Source organism: Microbispora sp. NPDC049125, assembly GCF_040802045.1.
In the GTDB taxonomy this organism is placed as follows: domain Bacteria; phylum Actinomycetota; class Actinomycetes; order Streptosporangiales; family Streptosporangiaceae; genus Microbispora.
On sequence record NZ_JBEZDW010000009.1, the window covers coordinates 151,876 to 167,705 of the forward strand.

At 72.7% G+C, this 15,830-nt stretch carries 14 protein-coding genes; 6 read left to right on the plus strand and 8 right to left on the minus strand.

What is annotated here, in order from left to right; translation table 11 throughout:
• Positions 1-183: 183 nt before the first annotated feature.
• Positions 184-1,047: a tRNA (adenine-N1)-methyltransferase gene (locus AB0B72_RS13815; RefSeq protein WP_367739053.1), complete on the minus strand. Its 864-nt coding sequence runs from the start codon at positions 1,045-1,047 to the stop codon at positions 184-186.
• Between the two features lie 134 nt (positions 1,048-1,181).
• Between AB0B72_RS13815 and AB0B72_RS13820 the strand changes: the two genes are divergently transcribed.
• Positions 1,182-2,291 (plus strand): GNAT family N-acetyltransferase, encoded by a 1,110-nt coding sequence (locus AB0B72_RS13820; protein ID WP_367739055.1) that lies wholly within the window; start codon positions 1,182-1,184, stop codon positions 2,289-2,291.
• A 3-nt stretch (positions 2,292-2,294) separates the two neighbouring features.
• Here AB0B72_RS13820 and AB0B72_RS13825 read toward each other — a convergent pair whose 3' ends face one another.
• On the minus strand, positions 2,295-3,518 hold the full coding sequence (locus AB0B72_RS13825) for an aminotransferase class III-fold pyridoxal phosphate-dependent enzyme (RefSeq protein WP_367739057.1): 1,224 nt from the start codon (positions 3,516-3,518) through the stop codon (positions 2,295-2,297).
• A gap of 82 nt (positions 3,519-3,600) precedes the next feature.
• On the minus strand, positions 3,601-4,503 hold the full coding sequence (locus tag AB0B72_RS13830) for a carbohydrate kinase family protein (RefSeq protein WP_367739059.1): 903 nt from the start codon (positions 4,501-4,503) through the stop codon (positions 3,601-3,603).
• 54 nt (positions 4,504-4,557) lie between these two features.
• Between AB0B72_RS13830 and AB0B72_RS13835 the strand changes: the two genes are divergently transcribed.
• Positions 4,558-5,148: a TetR/AcrR family transcriptional regulator gene (locus tag AB0B72_RS13835; protein ID WP_367739061.1), complete on the plus strand. Its 591-nt coding sequence runs from the start codon at positions 4,558-4,560 to the stop codon at positions 5,146-5,148.
• Positions 5,149-5,247: 99 nt separating this feature from the next.
• Here the strand turns inward: AB0B72_RS13835 and AB0B72_RS13840 are convergent, their stop codons facing one another.
• Both AB0B72_RS13840 and AB0B72_RS13845 read right to left on the minus strand, forming a co-directional pair.
• A complete protein-coding gene (locus tag AB0B72_RS13840) occupies positions 5,248-6,873 on the minus strand; it encodes an FHA domain-containing protein (RefSeq protein ID WP_367739063.1) in 1,626 nt (541 codons plus the stop codon).
• A gap of 297 nt (positions 6,874-7,170) precedes the next feature.
• Positions 7,171-8,301 (minus strand): site-2 protease family protein, encoded by a 1,131-nt coding sequence (locus tag AB0B72_RS13845; protein WP_367739066.1) that lies wholly within the window; start codon positions 8,299-8,301, stop codon positions 7,171-7,173.
• Between the two features lie 216 nt (positions 8,302-8,517).
• Between AB0B72_RS13845 and AB0B72_RS13850 the strand changes: the two genes are divergently transcribed.
• The 4 genes from AB0B72_RS13850 to AB0B72_RS13865 all read left to right on the plus strand — a co-directional run bounded on the left by AB0B72_RS13850 (position 8,518) and on the right by AB0B72_RS13865 (position 12,318).
• A complete protein-coding gene (locus AB0B72_RS13850; protein ID WP_367739068.1) occupies positions 8,518-9,378 on the plus strand; it encodes a RecB family exonuclease in 861 nt (286 codons plus the stop codon).
• Positions 9,379-9,393: 15 nt separating this feature from the next.
• On the plus strand, positions 9,394-10,236 hold the full coding sequence (locus AB0B72_RS13855) for a DUF4259 domain-containing protein (protein WP_367739070.1): 843 nt from the start codon (positions 9,394-9,396) through the stop codon (positions 10,234-10,236).
• Positions 10,237-10,355: 119 nt separating this feature from the next.
• Positions 10,356-11,591 (plus strand): sensor histidine kinase, encoded by a 1,236-nt coding sequence (locus tag AB0B72_RS13860; protein WP_367739072.1) that lies wholly within the window; start codon positions 10,356-10,358, stop codon positions 11,589-11,591.
• Positions 11,592-11,634: 43 nt separating this feature from the next.
• Positions 11,635-12,318, plus strand: a complete 684-nt coding sequence (locus tag AB0B72_RS13865; RefSeq protein WP_367739073.1) for a response regulator — start codon at positions 11,635-11,637, stop codon at positions 12,316-12,318.
• Between the two features lie 348 nt (positions 12,319-12,666).
• On the opposite strand, the gene AB0B72_RS13870 is transcribed toward AB0B72_RS13865, so the two are convergent.
• From AB0B72_RS13870 to AB0B72_RS13880, 3 genes are read right to left on the minus strand one after another with little or no spacing between them, the layout of a single operon-like run.
• A complete protein-coding gene (locus AB0B72_RS13870) occupies positions 12,667-13,752 on the minus strand; it encodes an ABC transporter ATP-binding protein (protein WP_367739074.1) in 1,086 nt (361 codons plus the stop codon).
• A complete protein-coding gene (locus AB0B72_RS13875; RefSeq protein ID WP_367739075.1) occupies positions 13,749-14,774 on the minus strand; it encodes an ABC transporter ATP-binding protein in 1,026 nt (341 codons plus the stop codon). Before AB0B72_RS13875 ends, AB0B72_RS13870 begins: the two co-directional genes overlap by 4 nt.
• The gene (locus AB0B72_RS13880; protein WP_367739076.1) at positions 14,771-15,784 is read right to left on the minus strand and encodes an ABC transporter permease; all 1,014 of its coding nucleotides are present in this window, start codon (positions 15,782-15,784) and stop codon (positions 14,771-14,773) included. The genes AB0B72_RS13875 and AB0B72_RS13880 overlap by 4 nt, the downstream gene beginning before the upstream one ends.
• Positions 15,785-15,830 lie beyond the last annotated feature (46 nt).

The following is a 15,830-nucleotide window of genomic DNA, read 5'->3' on the forward strand; positions in this document are numbered from 1 at the left end:
GAGAACGACTACTCAAGACCCTACCTATCTTGGCGCTGTACGTAACCTGGCCGGGCAGTGTTCGTGTAGTTACGTTGGGTGTTCGGCGTTTGGTACCTTATGGAGCGAATATGCGGGTTAGCACCGGCCACACATGTATATGTTCCCGTGTCACGCGGTTTTGCCGGGGTTGTGGCTGAATCGTCACACTTGCTCGGTCCCCTCCCCATAGGCCCCCTTCGACGGGCGTCTCCTCCTCGGCGGGGGCGTCACGCCGTCCGCCATCCGACGGGCGGTGACGAGAAATCCGGTGTGGCCAACCATCCGGTGATCCGGCCGTACAGCGAGTCCCTCGACATGCCAGTCGCGAACCAAGGTCTCCCACGCGTGGGGCTCGGTGAAACTCCCGTGCTCCCGCAGCGTTTCCACCGTTCTGGACATTTGAGTCGTGGTGGCAACATAACAGCAAATAACTCCGCCCGGTGTGAGCGACTTCGCGGCCGCGTCGACGCACTCCCAGGGAGCGAGCATGTCGAGGATCACCCGGTCGACGTCGACCTCGTCGAGCGCCGAGACGAAGTCGCCGACCACCAGCCGCCACTGGCTCATCGGCCCCCCGAAGAACTTCTCCACGTTCTTGGTGGCCACCTCGGCGAAGTCCTCCCGGCGTTCGTACGACGTGACCGTGCCCTCGGGCCCGACGGCGCGCAGCAGGAAGCAGGTCAGCGCGCCCGACCCGACGCCGGCCTCGACGACCCGGGCGCCGGGGAAGATGTCGGCCATCCCGACGATCTGCGCCGCGTCCTTGGGGTAGATCACCGCCGCGCCGCGCGGCATCGACAGCGCGTAGTCGGACAGGAGGTGCCGGAAGGCCAGGTAGGCGGTGCCGCCGGACGAGCGGACCACCGAGCCCTCGGGCTGCCCGATCAGGTCGTCATGCGGGATCCACCCCTTGTGCGTGTGGAAGACGCCGCCCTCTTTCAGCGTCACCGTGTGCCGCTTGTTCTTCGGATCGGTGAGCTGGACCTGATCTCCGGCCTCGAACGGGCCGTGCCTGCGAAAACCCATGCGGAAAAGGCTAGTGCCATCACTCGGTGCGGCGGCCCGGCGAGCCGCCCCGAGCCGGGTGCGGCCCCCCTCCCCACGGCCGCGGGGCGAATAAGCGATGGGCCGGGCGGCATTTCGGCTGGTACCAATAGGACATGCTGCCCTACGACGTCATCTCCGCCGGCCCCTCGGTCCTGCGCCTTCCCGAAGAGAGGGACGCCGAGGCCGTCACACGGGCGTGCTCCGACCCGGAGGTCGTCCGGTTCATCACGCTGCTCCCCTCGCCGTACTCGCGGGACGACGCGTTGTTCTGGATCACCAAGATGACGCGCGCCACCTGGGACGCAGGCGGCGCCGACTTCCTGATCGCCGACCGGGTGACGGACGAGCCGCTGGGCACGGTGGGGATCAAGCCGCCGGACCGCTTCGGCAACAGCGAGGTGGGCTACTGGCTCGCGCCCTGGGCCCGCGGCCGCGGTGTGATGACCGAAGCCGTCCGCGCGCTGTCCTCCTGGGCCTTCGAGCACGGAGTGCCGCGCATCACGCTGCTCGCCGACGTGCGGAACCTCCCGAGCCAGCAGGTGGCCCTCCGCAGCGGGTACGCCCTGGAGGGCGTGCTGCGCGGAGGCGGCAGGGCGCGTGACGGATCGCGCGACGACATGGCGGCGTACGCCCGGCTGGCCACGGACGCCGGCGACCCGATCAGCCCCTATCTGCCGTTCCTCCCCGGCGGCTTCCCCGGCGGCGCGCTCACCGACGGCGTCGTGCGGCTCACGCCGCTGACTCCGGCCGACACCGCCGGCTACCACCGGCTGAGGACCGTCCCGGACGTCGCGGCCCACCGGGTGCCGCCCACCCCTGTGCCGTACGCCGAGAGCGAGGAGGTCTGCCGGCACGCGGGGCACTGGTGGCTGTCGGGGCGGAAGGCCGAGCTCGTGATCAGGGACGCGGCGACCGGCGAGCTCGCCGGCGACATCCAGCTCAGCAACGTCGTCCCGGGGCTGGACCAGGCGATGACCGGCTACAGCCTGCTGCCGGGCTTCCGCGGCCGGGGGTTCACGACCAGGGCCGTCCGGCTGCTGGTGGACTGGGCCTTCGAGAGCACGCCGCTCAGGCGGATCATCGCGGGAACGTCCCCGGCGAACACGGCGTCGCAGCGCGTGCTCGAACGGGCGGGATTCACCAGGGAGCTCCTGGTGAAGGGCCTGCTGCCGGGCCCGGACGGCACCCGCGTCGACGACATCCAGTGGGCCCGCGCACGCTGACCCTCAGTCGGCGCCGTACGCCGCCCGCAGCTTGGCGAAGGCGGCGTCGGTGCCCTGGAGTGCGCGGTCGATCTCCTCGTCGGTGTGCGCGGCCGACAGGAACCAGTTGTGCCACGGATGGAGGTAGACGCCCTCCTCCAGGCAGGCCCCCGCCCAGTGGATGCCCTTCTCCAGGGTGGCGTCTCCCTCGAAGGACAGCCACGGCACCTGCACGGGGCCCGTCTGGCGGACGGTGAAGCCGTGCGAGGCGGCTTGGGCGGCGAGCCCGTCGCGCAGGCGCGTGCCGGCCCGGTGCATCAGGGCGACGCCGTCCGTCTCGCGCAGGATCTCGATGGTCGCCTTCGCCGCGGCCATGGCGGTGGCGGAGAACCAGAACGAGCCGGTGGAGTAGAGCGACTGGGCGGCGCCCCGCAGGGCGTCCGTGCCGGTCAGCGCGGCGATGGGGAAGCCGTTCGCCATCGCCTTGCTCCACGCGGTCAGGTCGGGGCGTACGCCGAGGGGCTCCCAGGAGCCGCGCAGGTCCAGCCGCCAGCCCGCGCGCACGTCGTCGATGACCAGCGCCGCGCCCAGGCTGTCGGCGAGGGCGCGCACGCCCCGGGCGAACTCCGCGTCGGCCGGCTCCTGGTCCTCGAACGAGTCGTGCTTGAACGGGGTGACCAGGATCGCGGCGACGTCCCCGCCGGCCTGGTCGGCGGCGGCGCGCGCGCTCGCCAGGTCGTTGTAGGCGAACTCGACGGAGTCGGCCCGCTGGTTGGGGGTGACGCCGGACAGGCCGGGGGTGCACCAGGGGTCGGCGCCGTGGTAGGCGCCGTGGGCCACCAGCACCTTGGTCCTGCCGGTGGCCGCCCGGGCCACCATGAGCGCCTGGGTGGTGGCGTCGGTGCCGTTCTTGGAGAACATCGCCCAGTCGGCGGACGGGATCAGGTCGACCAGCAGCTCGGCCAGCTCGACCATCACCGGGCCGGGGCCGTTGAGGCAGTCGCCCTCCGCCTGCTGGGCGGCGGCGGCCGTCTCGACCCGGGGGTTGCGGTGGCCGACGATCATCGGACCCCAGCTGCACATCAGGTCGACGTACTCCCGGCCGTCGGCGTCCCACTGCCGCGTCCCCTCGGCCCTGACGAAGAACTGCGGGTAGCGCTCGCCGTGCAGCGCCGCGTTGAGGTGGCCGTACATGCCACCGGGGATGACTTTCGCGGCGCGCTGCCGCAGTGAGGCGTCGGCGGACATGGGGAGCACTCCTCGAAGCGGGGGAACCGGGGGAACAGAGGGGACGTCAAGGGGGCACGGGATCGGAGGCGGTCGCGGGGGTTCAGGCGGTCACAGGGCCGTCCAGGCCGGCGTCGGAGCCCAGGCCGCCGGCGACCCGGGCGGCCACCGCCGTGCCGAGGCGGGCCGCCGCCACGACGTCACGGCCCTCCAGCAGCCCGGCCACGAAGCCGGCGCAGTACGCGTCGCCGCATCCCGTGGTGTCGACCACCGGCACGTCCAGCGCCGCGACCCGTGTGACGTCCGACGGGGTGGCGACCAGGCTGCCGTCGGCGCCCAGGGTGATCAGCGCCCCGCGCAGCCCCTCGCCGAGCAGCGCCCGCGCCGCCTCGGCGGCGGTCGCGGCGCCGGTGAGCATGAGCGCCTGCTCCTCGTTGGGCAGCAGATAGTCGATGTGGGGCAGGAAGGCGCGCACCGCCGGCATCAGCTCGGCCATGTTGGACAGCAGGTCCATCGTCACGACCGTGCCGCCGGCCCGCGCCTTGTCGAGCAGCGCGAAGAACGCCGGGTCGTGCAGGCCCCAGGTGACGTCCATGCCTCCGAGGTGCACGATCGGCGCGGCCGTGATCCGGTCCTCGTCCAGGTCGGCGAGGCCGAGGCCGAGGTTGGCGCCCGGCACGTGGAACGAGGGCCGCCCGCCGTCCGGCCGGATGGGCAGGATCGACGCCGCTGTCTGCTCGCCGGCCCTGCGGACGACTCCGGAGACGTCGACACCGCGCCGTTCCATGATCATGAGCAGGAAGTCGCCGAGCTCGTCGTCGCCCACCGCGCCCATCGAGGCGACGGGCACCCCGATCTTCGCGAGATCGACGGCGGTGCCCGCCGCGGCGCCGGCGGCGGTGATGCGGATCTGCTCGAGAAGGTGGGTGTCCTGCCCGGCCGGGATGGACTCCACGGGCCGCGCCAGGACGTCGACGATGTGAACGCCGACCGTGACAACCGTCATGTGCGGATAATAGACGGGCGCCCGACTAAAATGTCAACAGAGACGGGAGGTGCCATGCCGAAGATCGTCGATCACGGGGTGCGCCGCGACGAGGTCGTGGCCGCGGCGACGCGGATCATCATGCGCGACGGCATCGACGCCGCGACCACGCGGGCGATCGCCAAGGAGGCCGGATACTCCAACGGCGTCCTCACGCACTACTTCGCCGACAAGGACGAGATCCTCGTGTCCGCGCTGGAGGCGTCGCACCGCCGGATCACCGAGCGGCTGCGGGAGAAGCTGGCGGGCCGCACCGGGCTGGACGCGCTGCGCGAGGTGCTGCTCGACAACGTGCCGCTCGACGACGAGCGGGTGAGGGAGACCGGCCTGGAGGTCGGCTTCTGGGGGCGCAGCCTGGCCAGCGCGGACCTGCTGGAGGTTCAGCGGCGGGAGGCGGCCGACCTGCGCCACCTGGTGGTGAGCCTGCTCCAGGCGGCCGCCGAGGCGGGGGAGATCCGTTCCGGTGAGGACCTCGACGACGTCGCCGAGCGGCTGCTCGCGCTCGTCGACGGCCTCAGCGTGCACCGGCTGCTCTACCCCTCCCGCCTGACCGGCGGCCGGCTCGAACGGCTCATCCTGCGCGAGATCGACCTGCTGGCCGCCTGACCGCAGGCCGGGCCGAAGCCGCCGCCGCCGATCGCGGCGCCCGGCGGCGGCACCGCGACGGCCCTGTGGCGGCCCTGTGGCGGCACTGTGGCGGCCCGGCTACGCGCCCCGGTGGGCCTCGTACCTCATCGTGCGGGAGACGCCGATGCGCACGGTCGTGCCCGGCATGATCGGAACCGGCTCGTTCGGCGGGATGTCGTAGAAGTTCGGGTCGCCGGGCGGCTGGATCTGGGTCCCGTTGACCGAACCCAGGTCGACCAGGTCGACGTCCCAGTTGTCCAGGAAGACCCTCAGGTGGCGCCGGGAGACCGAACCGTCCGGGCTGGTGACCCTGGCGGGGCGCGCCTCGCCCGCCTGGACCTCCGACGCCCGTTCCGGGTCGCGGCCCAGAACGTAGTCGGCGTCCAGGGGAAGCGCCATCCCGTCGTCGAGCAGCAGCACGCCGAGCTGCGGGCGGGGCCCCTTGTACGGCACGACCGACCGCTGGTCGATCCCGACGCCGCAGACCGCGCAGTAGGGCGCCCTGGGGTCGTTGAAATGGTCGTTGCTGCAGTCCACGCCGTACACCATGGGGCGCGGCTCCATCTCGGGCGCAGCGTCGAGCTGGGTGGCGTCCCCCACGTCCTCCTGGGCGTGCGACGGGGGCGGGCCGAACGGACCCCCCGGCCCGCCGGGGCCGCCGTCCTGCTGCGCGGGACGGTCGTCGCCGTAGGGCCGGTCCCCGCCGTACGGGCTGTCCACGCCGTACGGCCGCTCGTCGACGTACGGCCGGTCGTGGGGCGGGGGGTCCTGCGCCGGGTGCGGCTCCGACGAGGGCCCCGCCTCCGGCAGCGGCTGGGACAGGTGCCGCGGGGGCTCAGGGGACGGACCGGGCTGCGGACCCGAGAGAGGGCCGGACAGAGGGCCGGGCTGCGGACCGGAGAGCGGGCCCGGTTGCGGGCCCGACAGTGGGCCTGGCAGAGGGCCGGGCTGCGGGCCCGGATGCGGGCCGGACAGCGGATCGGGCTGGGGGCCCGATTGGGGGCCGGACGGGGACATCGGAGAGGAGAGCGGCTGGGACGCCGGAGAGTTGGCACCCCCCTGCTCGGGCGGCCCTCCGTACGGGCCCGGGCCGGTCGGCAGGGGCGAGACCACGGGCCCACGCGCGGCGATCGGCTCGGGCGGGCCAGCCGGCGGAGGCTGCACCGGCTGGTGACCGCTGTGGGGGTGCCGGGGCGGCGGCGGGGGGAAGGCCGGCTCCGCGCTCCGGGTGAGGTCGCACTCCACGCCCGCGCCGGTGACGACGCCGCCGTCGAGACGGGCGTACGGGCTGGAAGGACCGGCTCCCGGAAGGCGCAGCTCGATCCTCGACACCGGCCCGGCGACGAGCCTGTCGGTCCAGGTGAGCGCCTCCCGCCCGGCGAGGCGGACCTCGCCGTCGGGACCGGTCACCGTGGCGAGCGCGGCACCGCTGACGAGCACCGCGACACCGCCTCCGGCCGGCCCGGCGACGGCGCAGGCCACCGGCTCCCCTCCGATGGACCTGTCCATCGCGCGCGCCAGGATCTGGGCCGCGCGGCGGGCCAGCGCCCGGCCGTCGCCGCCGGTCGCCGCCGTCTCGCCAAGCGCTCCCAGCAGCTCGTCGACCTGGTCACCGGCCGCGCACACGAGCAGTAACCCGTTCAGGTGGGCGACCACGCCATCCCCCGGCAGCGGGCGGACCACCCCTACGCCCTGTTCCGTCACAGAACTCTCCCTCCGGAAACGCCACCGGATGACCGGCACCCGCGTGCCGGATCGATCACCCCAGAAAGTAGCAAAAAGAATGGTGGAGCGGCCTTCCGGAGGGGCTGCCGGTACGCCCGGGGGCTCCGGCGCCCGCCGCCCGTATCGCCGACCGCCGTGCTGACACCGGCCGGGCCGCCGCCCGCCGTGCCGCCTGCGGCCGGGCCGCCGCAGGCCGTGCGGTCGCCGGCCGGGTGGCCGGGCGCGGCGGGCCGGGAACGCGGACGCCGGCGCGCACGCGCACCTCCGGCCGCGGGCTCAGACACCGGTGAACATGCGGTTGACGTCGGCGGTCACGAGCACGCCGTAGATCTCCCCGCCCCGCTCGACCAGCAGATACTCCGCGGCCGGGGTGCCCCTCATGGCGTCGAGGAGGGACTCCCCTTCGAGGTCCGCCGCGAGCACGAGCGAGGGGTCCAGGTTCCGCGCGAGCGAGCCGACGTTCACCCACGGCCTGCGGTGCTCGGGGACGGCGTTGACGGCGGTCTCGTTCACGATGCCCACCGGCCGCTGGTCGTGGTCCATCAGCACCATCGCGCCCGCGCCGGCTTCGCGGGCCCGGCGCAGACCTTCCGACAACGGCACATCCGCGGTGACCGGGATCGCCCTGCGGGCCAGCACCCGGGCCCGCAGCTGCGGCAGCCGCGCCCTGACCCGCGCGACCCGCAGAGACTGCGACGCCCCGACCCAGACGAACGAGGCCAGCACCACCGACCAGAGCGTCCGCCCCAGGCTGGGCTCCTGCCCGGACATCACGCTGAGGAGCAGGGGGACGGCGACCACCGCGACCGCCACGCCGCGGCCGACCCACGCGGCGGCCACCGTGCCGGTGCCGGAGTCGCCGCTGACCTTCCACACGGTGGCGCGGAGCATCCGGCCGCCGTCGAGCGGCAGCCCGGGCAGCAGGTTGAAGACGCCGACCACGAGGTTGGACGTCCACAGCTGGAAGACCAGCACGGGGACGATGCCGTGGGGCGGGAGGGTGTAGGTGGCCAGGAGGTAGCCGACGCCTCCCAGCACCAGCGACAGCAGGGGCCCGGCGAAGGCGACGTTGAACTCGCGGCCGGCCGTCTCGGGCTCCCGCTCGATCTCGGACACGCCGCCGAGGAGGTAGAGGGTGATGCGGCGCACCGGGAGGCCGTAGTGCTTGGCGACGACGCAGTGGGCGAGCTCGTGCAGCAGCACCGAGACGTAGAGCAGCACGGCGAAGGCGAGCGCGAGCGTGTAGGTGACCACGTCCCCGTAGCCCGGCAGCATGGCGGCGAACACGGGCTGCAGGCTGATCGTGATGAAGGCCGCCACGATGAGCCATGTCGGGGAGACGTACACCGGGATGCCGAACGGGCGCCCCATCCGCAGTCCCGGGGACTCCTTGACAGGTGTGCTCATGATAGCCGCCTTCCCTCCCTTGGCCTCGATGCTACGCGCCGCGAGGTGAGATCAGCCTAAGAGCTCGCGGGTCCCCGCGGCGCAACCGCCCGCCGCCCCGTGCGCGGAGTCCGGGGACGTCGCCGGGGACATGGCCGGGGTTGTGCCGGGGGCATGACCGAGGCACGGCCGCCGGAACGCTCCGTCCTGTCGGTCGGGTGTCCTACAGTGCGGGACATGACCCTCGCCGAAGAGCGCGCGATCATCGGCGCGCTGTCCCCCTCCCGCGCCGGCGACTTCATGACCTGCCCGCTGCTCTACCGGTTCCGGGTGATCGACCAGCTTCCCGAGCGGCCCTCCCCCGCCGCGGTGCGGGGCACACTCGTCCACGCCGTGCTGGAGCGGCTCTACGACCTGCCCGCCGAGGGGCGGACGGTGGCGGCGGCGCAGGGCCTGCTGGAGCCGCAGTGGGAGCGGCTGCTCGCCGCGGAGCCGGAGTACGCCGGGCTGTTCGAGGGGGACGAGGAGCGCGACGCCTGGCTCGCCCAGGCCAAGGGCATGCTGGAGCGCTACTTCACGCTGGAGGACCCGCAGCGGCTTGAGCCGGCCGAGCGCGAGATGTACGTCGAGGCCGTCCTCGACAGCGGCCTGCTGCTGCGCGGCTACATCGACCGGCTCGACGTCGCCCCCACCGGCGAGGTCCGGGTGGTGGACTACAAGACGGGCAGCGCGCCCGGGCGTGACTTCGAGGCCAAGGCGCTGTTCCAGATGAAGTTCTACGCGCTGGCGCTGTGGCGGCTGAAGGGCGAGGTGCCGCGCATGCTCCAGCTCATGTACCTGGGCAACGGCGAGATCATCCGGTACGTCCCCGACGAGGCCGACCTGCGCGCCACCGAGCGCAAGGTGGAGGCGCTGTGGGCGGCGATCGAGCGCGCGCTGCGCACCCGCGAGTGGCGGGCCCGGCGTTCGCGCCTGTGCGACTGGTGCGACCACCAGGCGCGGTGCCCCGAGTTCGGCGGCACGCCGCCGCCGGTCCCTGACCGTCAGCCCGGCCTGTCGTCGCGCGCACCCAGAAGAGCGGCCACCGACGAACTGTGAGATGAGGACGCGCACGTGGACGACCGCACGCCCTTCCTCGAGGGCCCCTTCGACAGCGACGAGGCCGCGGACGCCGTCGCGGAGCTGGAGGACGGCGAGGACGTCGCCGCCGGGATGGCCGAGATGCTGGACGACTTCGTCCGGGAGAACACCGATCACGTCCATGAGGGCGACGTGGAGGCCGCCCTGGCCGTCGCCTGCCTCGTCGCCGCCCGGATCTCCGGGATCGCCCCCGACGAGGCGGCGCACCACTGGCTGGACCGCAATCCCTTCACCCCCACCGATGGGCTGCGCGGACGGGCCGCGGCCGCCTTCCGGCTGGCGACCCGCGGCGAGGACAACGACCTCGGCGAGATCCGCGCCGGAGACTGGGAGGAGTTCCTGGACCACCTGGAGCCCTACCGCAAGGCCCTGCACGGCGAGCCTCAGGAACCGCCCGCCCCGTTCGTCCCGGACCTTTCCCACCGGGAGCCCTGGCTGCGGGCGTTCTGGAGCGTCGCCGGCCGCGACCTGCCGCACGACGTCCCCTACGCGAGGGCCGCGGAGCGCCTCGTCTCGGCCGTCAACGGGGCGTCTGACTGGCTCGGGCGGTGGCGTCCGGCCGGGCTGCGCGAACTGACCGTCTTCGGACGGCTCGTCCCCGGCGCGCGCGCCGAGCGGATCTCGCGCGGCCGCACCACGGCCGAGGCGTGGATCGACTTCGGCCACCCGCCCGAGGCCGCCGGGGACACCGCCGGGGGAAGCGTCCATGCGTCCGCCGCCCGGCAGGCCCGAGAGGACCTCCACGGGGCCCTGGCCGCCGCGGGCCGCCGTCTGGGGCTCGGCCCCGTTCCGCCGCTCCCCGTCCCGGCGGACTGATCCGCCCGCCGCCCGCGGGAGACGGTCGCGTGCCACCGCCTCCCCCGGCTCGCGCCTCTCGCGTCTCTCCTCCCCTCGGAGGATGCGCATATCCCTCCTGGGCAGGGTGGTGACCGCAGGTGACCGCTTACATTTGGTACGTGCGCCCCACCCCCGCTGTCTCCTGGTCCCGGCTTCGGGCCCATCCCCTCTTCGCGGACTCGGCCCTGGCGGTGGTGCTGACGGTCGCGTCGCTGACGATCATCCTCGTCGCGACGCCGGAGTCGCTGGCGCGATGGCAGGACATGGCGCCGATGCGGCTGCGCCCCCCGGACGCGGCCAACCTGCTCCTGGCGTCGCTGTGCACGCTCTCGGTCGCCCTGCGGCGGCGGTGGCCGTTCGTCCTGCTCCTGATGACGTACCCGCCGGAGTGGACGCTCCAAGGCCTCGGCTACAACATGGGGCTCAGCTGGGTCGGGAGCCTGATCCTGCTCTACTCGGTGGCCTCCTGCCGGGGGCTGGCGCTGAGCCTGGCCGCGCTGGCGGTCGCCCTGCCCGCCTCCGCCGTGGGGGTCACCCTCGGCGCCTACGACCTGTCCTGGACCGATCAGGCCGTGATCGTCGTCGTCATCATGCTGTGCTGGGTCATCGGCCGGACCGTGCGGCTGCGCCGCGCCTACATGGCCGAGCTGACGCAGCGCGCCGACCGGCTGGAGCGGGCGCGTGAGGCCGACACCCGGGCCGCCCGGGCCGAGGAGCGCTCACGCATCGCCCGCGAGCTGCACGACGTCGTCGCCCATCACGTGAGCGTGATGACCGTGCAGGCGGCGGCGGCGCGCAAGATGCTCGACAGCAACCCCGACGTGGCCCGCGACGCGCTGACCGCCATCGAGGAGATGGGCCGTACGGCCATGGTGGAGATGCGCAACATCGTCGGCGTGCTCCGCACCGACGGCCCGGCCGAGCGGGGGCCCCAGCCCGGCATGCAGGACCTGCCGACACTGGTCGAGCAGATGCGGGAGGCGGGGCTGCGCACCCAGCTCTGGATCGAGGGCGACCGGCGGGGGCTGCCGCCGGGAGTGGACCTGGCGGCCTACCGCCTGGTGCAGGAGGCGCTGACCAACAGCCTCCGGCACGCCGGCCCGGCCGCCCGCGCCTGGGTCACCGTACGGCAGGAGCCGAACGAGCTGTCCGTCCAGATCGAGGACGACGGGCGGGGCGCGGCCGACGCGGCGGCCCGGCCGAACGGAAGCGGCCACGGCCTGGTGGGGATCCGCGAGCGCGTGGCGCTCTATGGTGGAGTCCTGCGGATCGGCCCTCGCACCGGGGGCGGGTTCGAGGTACGGGCCCGGTTCCCTCTCAAGGACACATCATGACGATCAGGGTGCTCCCCTCCACCCGCACCACGACGGCGGCCCCATGACGATCCGGGTGCTTCTGGTCGACGACCAGCCGCTGCTGCGCACCGGCTTCCGGTTCATCCTGGAGGCCGAGCCCGACGTCACCGTGGTCGGCGAGGCCGGCGACGGCGCGATGGCGATGGAGCAGTCACGGGCGCTCCTCCCCGACGTCGTCCTGATGGACGTGCGGATGCCGGGGACGGACGGCATCGAGGCGACCCGGCGCATCGTCAGGGAGGCCGCGCCGAGCGCGCACGTCCCGAAGGTGCTCGTGCTGACCACGTTCGACCTCGACGAGTACATCGTGGAGGCCCTGCGCGCGGGGGCGAGCGGCTTCCTGCTGAAGGACGTGCCGCCGGACGACCTGGTGCAGGCGATCCGGGTGGTGGCGGCGGGTGACGCGATCGTGTCGCCCAGCGTGACGCGGCGGCTGCTGGACAGGTTCGCCGCGCGGCTGCCCTCGGCCCACCAGCCGGTCACGCCCGCGCGGCTCGACCGGCTCACCGATCGGGAGCTGGAGGTCCTGCGCCTGATCGCCAAGGGCATGTCCAACGCGGAGATCGCCGCACAGCTCGTGGTGAGCGAGACGACCGTCAAGACCCACGTGGGGAACGTGCTGACCAAGCTGGGGCTGCGCGACCGCGTCCAGGCCGTCGTGCTCGCGTACGAGACCGGGCTGATCATCCCCGGCGCGTTCTCCTGAGGCCCGCGCCGGCCTCCCCGGCCCGCGCCCGCCTCCGCTCCTGAGGGTCGGCGCCTCGCCGCCACGCGGCCCGCCGGCGTACTCCTGCAGGCGTAGGCCGGGCGCCGTCCTCCTGCCAGAGGCGCAGGCCGATGCGGTCCCGCAGACCGATGGCCGCAGGCACCCGCGCGGGTAGCGTTGAGATCGCAGAGGGGTCAGGGGCGCGGCCGTACGGCCGCACACCACGCCGGTACGGCTCCCGCGGACCGTCTGGGGGGATGACCTGCGGGAGCGGTACCGGCGGACCACCTGCCGGCGCGGCGTGGGGCCGCACCGGGGCGCTCCAACCGGCCGCTCCAACCGGCCGCTCTAAACGGCCGCGGGACCTTCCGCGCCGGGGGACGCCGAGGTGGCCGCCGCGACGCCCGAGGACCCGGCTCCGGCCGGAACGGGAGCGTTCTCGGGGAAGTGGCAGGCCACCTGGTGGCCGGCGGCCAGGAACGCCAGCGGCGGCTCGACCGTCCGGCAGATCTCCTGCGCCTTCCAGCACCTGGTGTGGAAGCGGCACGCGGGCGGCGGGTTGAGCGGGGACGGCACGTCTCCCTGGAGGCGGATGCGCTCCCGTTCGGTCCGCCGCTTGGGGTCGGGGACCGGTACGGCCGACAGCAGGGCGTTGGTGTACGGGTGCATCGGCGACTGGTACAGGTCCTTGCGGTCCGCCAGCTCGACGATCTTGCCGAGGTACATCACGGCGACCCGGTCGCTGATGTGCCGCACCACCGACAGGTCGTGCGCGATCACCACGTAGGTGAGGTCGAGCTCGCTCTGCAGGTCCTCCAGCAGGTTGACCACCTGCGCCTGGATGGACACGTCCAGCGCCGAGACCGGCTCGTCCGCGATGATCAGCTTCGGCTTCAGCGCCAGCGTGCGCGCGATGCCGATGCGCTGCCGCTGGCCGCCGGAGAACTCGTGCGGGTAGCGGTTGTAGTGCTCCGGGCTGAGACCGACCAGCTCCAGGATCTCCTGGACCGCCTTCTTGGTGCCCTGCTCGGTCTTGATCCCCTGGATGCGGAACGGCGCCCCGACGATCGCGCCGACCGTGTGGCGCGGGTTGAGCGAGCTGTACGGGTCCTGGAAGATCATCTGGACGTCGCGGCGGAGCGGGCGCAGACGGCCCTGCGACATGTGCGTGATGTCGTTGCCCTCGAAGACGATCTTGCCGTCGGTGGGCTCGATCAGCCGGGTGATCAGGCGCCCGGTCGTGGTCTTGCCGCAGCCCGACTCGCCGACCAGGCCGAGCGTCTCGCCCTTGTGCACGTCGAAGCTGACGCCGTCGACGGCCCTGACGGAGCCGACCTGCCGCTGGAGCAGGCCCTTGGTGACCGGGAAGTGCTTCTTCAGGCCCTGGATCGACAGCAGCGGCTCGCCGGCGCGCTCGCTTGGCTCGCTGCTCATGAGGCCTCCAGGTTCGGCTTGATCTCTTCGGTCCAGATGGCCCGCCTGGTCTCGCGCGGCAGATGGCAGCGCACCAGGTGCCCGCCCTCCGTCTCCAGCAGATCGGGCACCTCGGTCTGGGCCCGGCCCGCCGTACGGCCCTCGAAGGCGCAGCGCGGGTGGAAGGCACAGCCGGAGGGCACGTTGATCAGCGACGGCGGCGAGCCCTTGATCGGCAGCAGCCGCTCGGTGGGCTCCCGGTCCAGCCGCGGCATCGAGCCGAGCAGCCCCCAGGTGTACGGATGCTCGGGACGTTCGAAGATGTCCTCGGCCGATCCGTACTCGATGCACTTGCCGCCGTACATCACCAGGATGTCGTCGGACAGCTCGGCGACCACGCCGAGGTCGTGCGTGATGATGATCAGCGCGGCGTTGAAGTCGCGCTGCAGGTCGCGCATGAGGTCGAGGATCTGCGCCTGCACGGTCACGTCGAGCGCCGTGGTGGGCTCGTCGGCGATGAGCAGCTCGGGGTCGCAGCTCAACGCCATCGCGATCATGGCGCGCTGCCGCATGCCGCCGGAGAACTCGTGCGGATAGCTGTCCACGCGGCGGTCCGGCTGAGGGATGCCCACCCGGCCCAGCATGTCGATCGCGTGCTTGCGCGCGACCTTCTTGCTGACGTCGTTGTGGATCCGGTACGCCTCGATGATCTGCGAGCCGACCGTGTAGAACGGGTGCATCGCGGACAGCGGATCCTGGAAGATCATCGCCATCTTCTTGCCGCGCAGCTTCCGCACGTGCTCGGGGGACGCCCCGACGAGCTCCTCGCCGTCGAGCCAGATCTCACCGGAGATCTTCGCCCGGCCGCCCTTGTGGAGGCCGAGGATGCCGAGGCTGGTGACGCTCTTGCCCGAGCCCGACTCCCCGACGATGCCGAGGGTCTTGCCGCGCTCAAGGCCGAAGGACAGCCCGTCCACCGACCTGACGAGGCCGTCGTCGGTCGGGAAGTGGATACGAAGGTCGTTGAGTTCGAGGAAGCTCATCCCAGCCTCACCCTCGGGTCGACGACCGCGTACAGCACGTCCACGATCAGGTTGGCCATCACCACGAAGAACGCGGCGAAGATGGTCACGCCCATGACCTTGGGCAGGTCGTTGTTGGTGATCGCCTCGATGGCGTACTTGCCGAGGCCGGGCAGCGAGAACGCGGTCTCGGTGAGCACCGCGCCGCCGAGCAGGAGCCCGACGTCAAGGCCGAAGATCGTGAGGATCGGCGTGAGCGCGCCCCGCAGGCCGTGCTTGACCACCACGACCCGTTCTCGGACGCCCTTCGCCCGCGCCGTCCGGATGTAGTCCTCGTTCATCGTCTCCAGCATGCCCGCGCGGGTGAGCCGCGCGTAGCCGGCCGCGAAGAGCAGGGACAGGGTGATCCAGGGCAGCAGCAGGTAGTACGCCCACTGCGCCGGGTTCTCGGTGAAGGGCGTGTAGCTTCCTCCCGGAGCCGTCCAGCCGAGGCCGTAACTGAAGATCACCAGTGACATCAGGCCGGTCCAGAAGATGGGCAGGGACACGCCGGCGAGGGCGACGCCCATCGCCGACCGGTCGAAGACCGATCCTCTTCGGAGGGCGGACAGGACTCCCACGGCGACGCCCGCGATCAGCCAGATGACCGAGGCGCCGGCCGCGAGGGACAGCGTCACGGGGAGCCGTTCGAGCAGCTCCGGCCACACGGGCCGCCGGGTCAGGAAGGAGTAGCCGAAGCACGGGGGCGCGCAGTGCTCGACCACCGGGCCGTTGGTGTAGTCCTCCCCGGCGACGACTCCTTTGAGGAACCGGCCGTACTGGACCACCACCGGGTCGTTGAAGCCGAGCTTCTCGGCGATCCCCTTGACGGTCGCCTCGGTCGCCGTCCGGCCGACGTACCGGGTGGCGAGCGTTTCCGGTGTCGCCCCGGCGATCCTCGGCACCAGGAAGAAGATCGCGAACGTGACCATGCTGACGACGACCAGCATCAGCGTCGACGCGATCAGGCGCCTGATGATGAAAGTGACCACAGTGCCCGGCTCCGGCGCCCGGCCCCCGGGTGCCTCGTGGGCACCG

Excerpts from the sequence above, each read along its gene's own strand:
- AB0B72_RS13815 (WP_367739053.1), bottom strand. The coding sequence starts at position 1,047 with ATGGGTTTTCGCAGGCACGGCCCGTTCGAGGCCGGAGATCAGGTCCAG.
- AB0B72_RS13820 (WP_367739055.1), top strand. The coding sequence starts at position 1,182 with ATGCTGCCCTACGACGTCATCTCCGCCGGCCCCTCGGTCCTGCGCCTT.
- AB0B72_RS13825 (WP_367739057.1), bottom strand. The coding sequence starts at position 3,518 with ATGTCCGCCGACGCCTCACTGCGGCAGCGCGCCGCGAAAGTCATCCCC.
- AB0B72_RS13830 (WP_367739059.1), bottom strand. The coding sequence starts at position 4,503 with ATGACGGTTGTCACGGTCGGCGTTCACATCGTCGACGTCCTGGCGCGG.
- AB0B72_RS13835 (WP_367739061.1), top strand. The coding sequence starts at position 4,558 with ATGCCGAAGATCGTCGATCACGGGGTGCGCCGCGACGAGGTCGTGGCC.
- AB0B72_RS13845 (WP_367739066.1), bottom strand. The coding sequence starts at position 8,301 with ATGAGCACACCTGTCAAGGAGTCCCCGGGACTGCGGATGGGGCGCCCG.
- AB0B72_RS13850 (WP_367739068.1), top strand. The coding sequence starts at position 8,518 with ATGACCCTCGCCGAAGAGCGCGCGATCATCGGCGCGCTGTCCCCCTCC.
- AB0B72_RS13865 (WP_367739073.1), top strand. The coding sequence starts at position 11,635 with ATGACGATCCGGGTGCTTCTGGTCGACGACCAGCCGCTGCTGCGCACC.
- AB0B72_RS13870 (WP_367739074.1), bottom strand. The coding sequence starts at position 13,752 with ATGAGCAGCGAGCCAAGCGAGCGCGCCGGCGAGCCGCTGCTGTCGATC.
- AB0B72_RS13875 (WP_367739075.1), bottom strand. The coding sequence starts at position 14,774 with ATGAGCTTCCTCGAACTCAACGACCTTCGTATCCACTTCCCGACCGAC.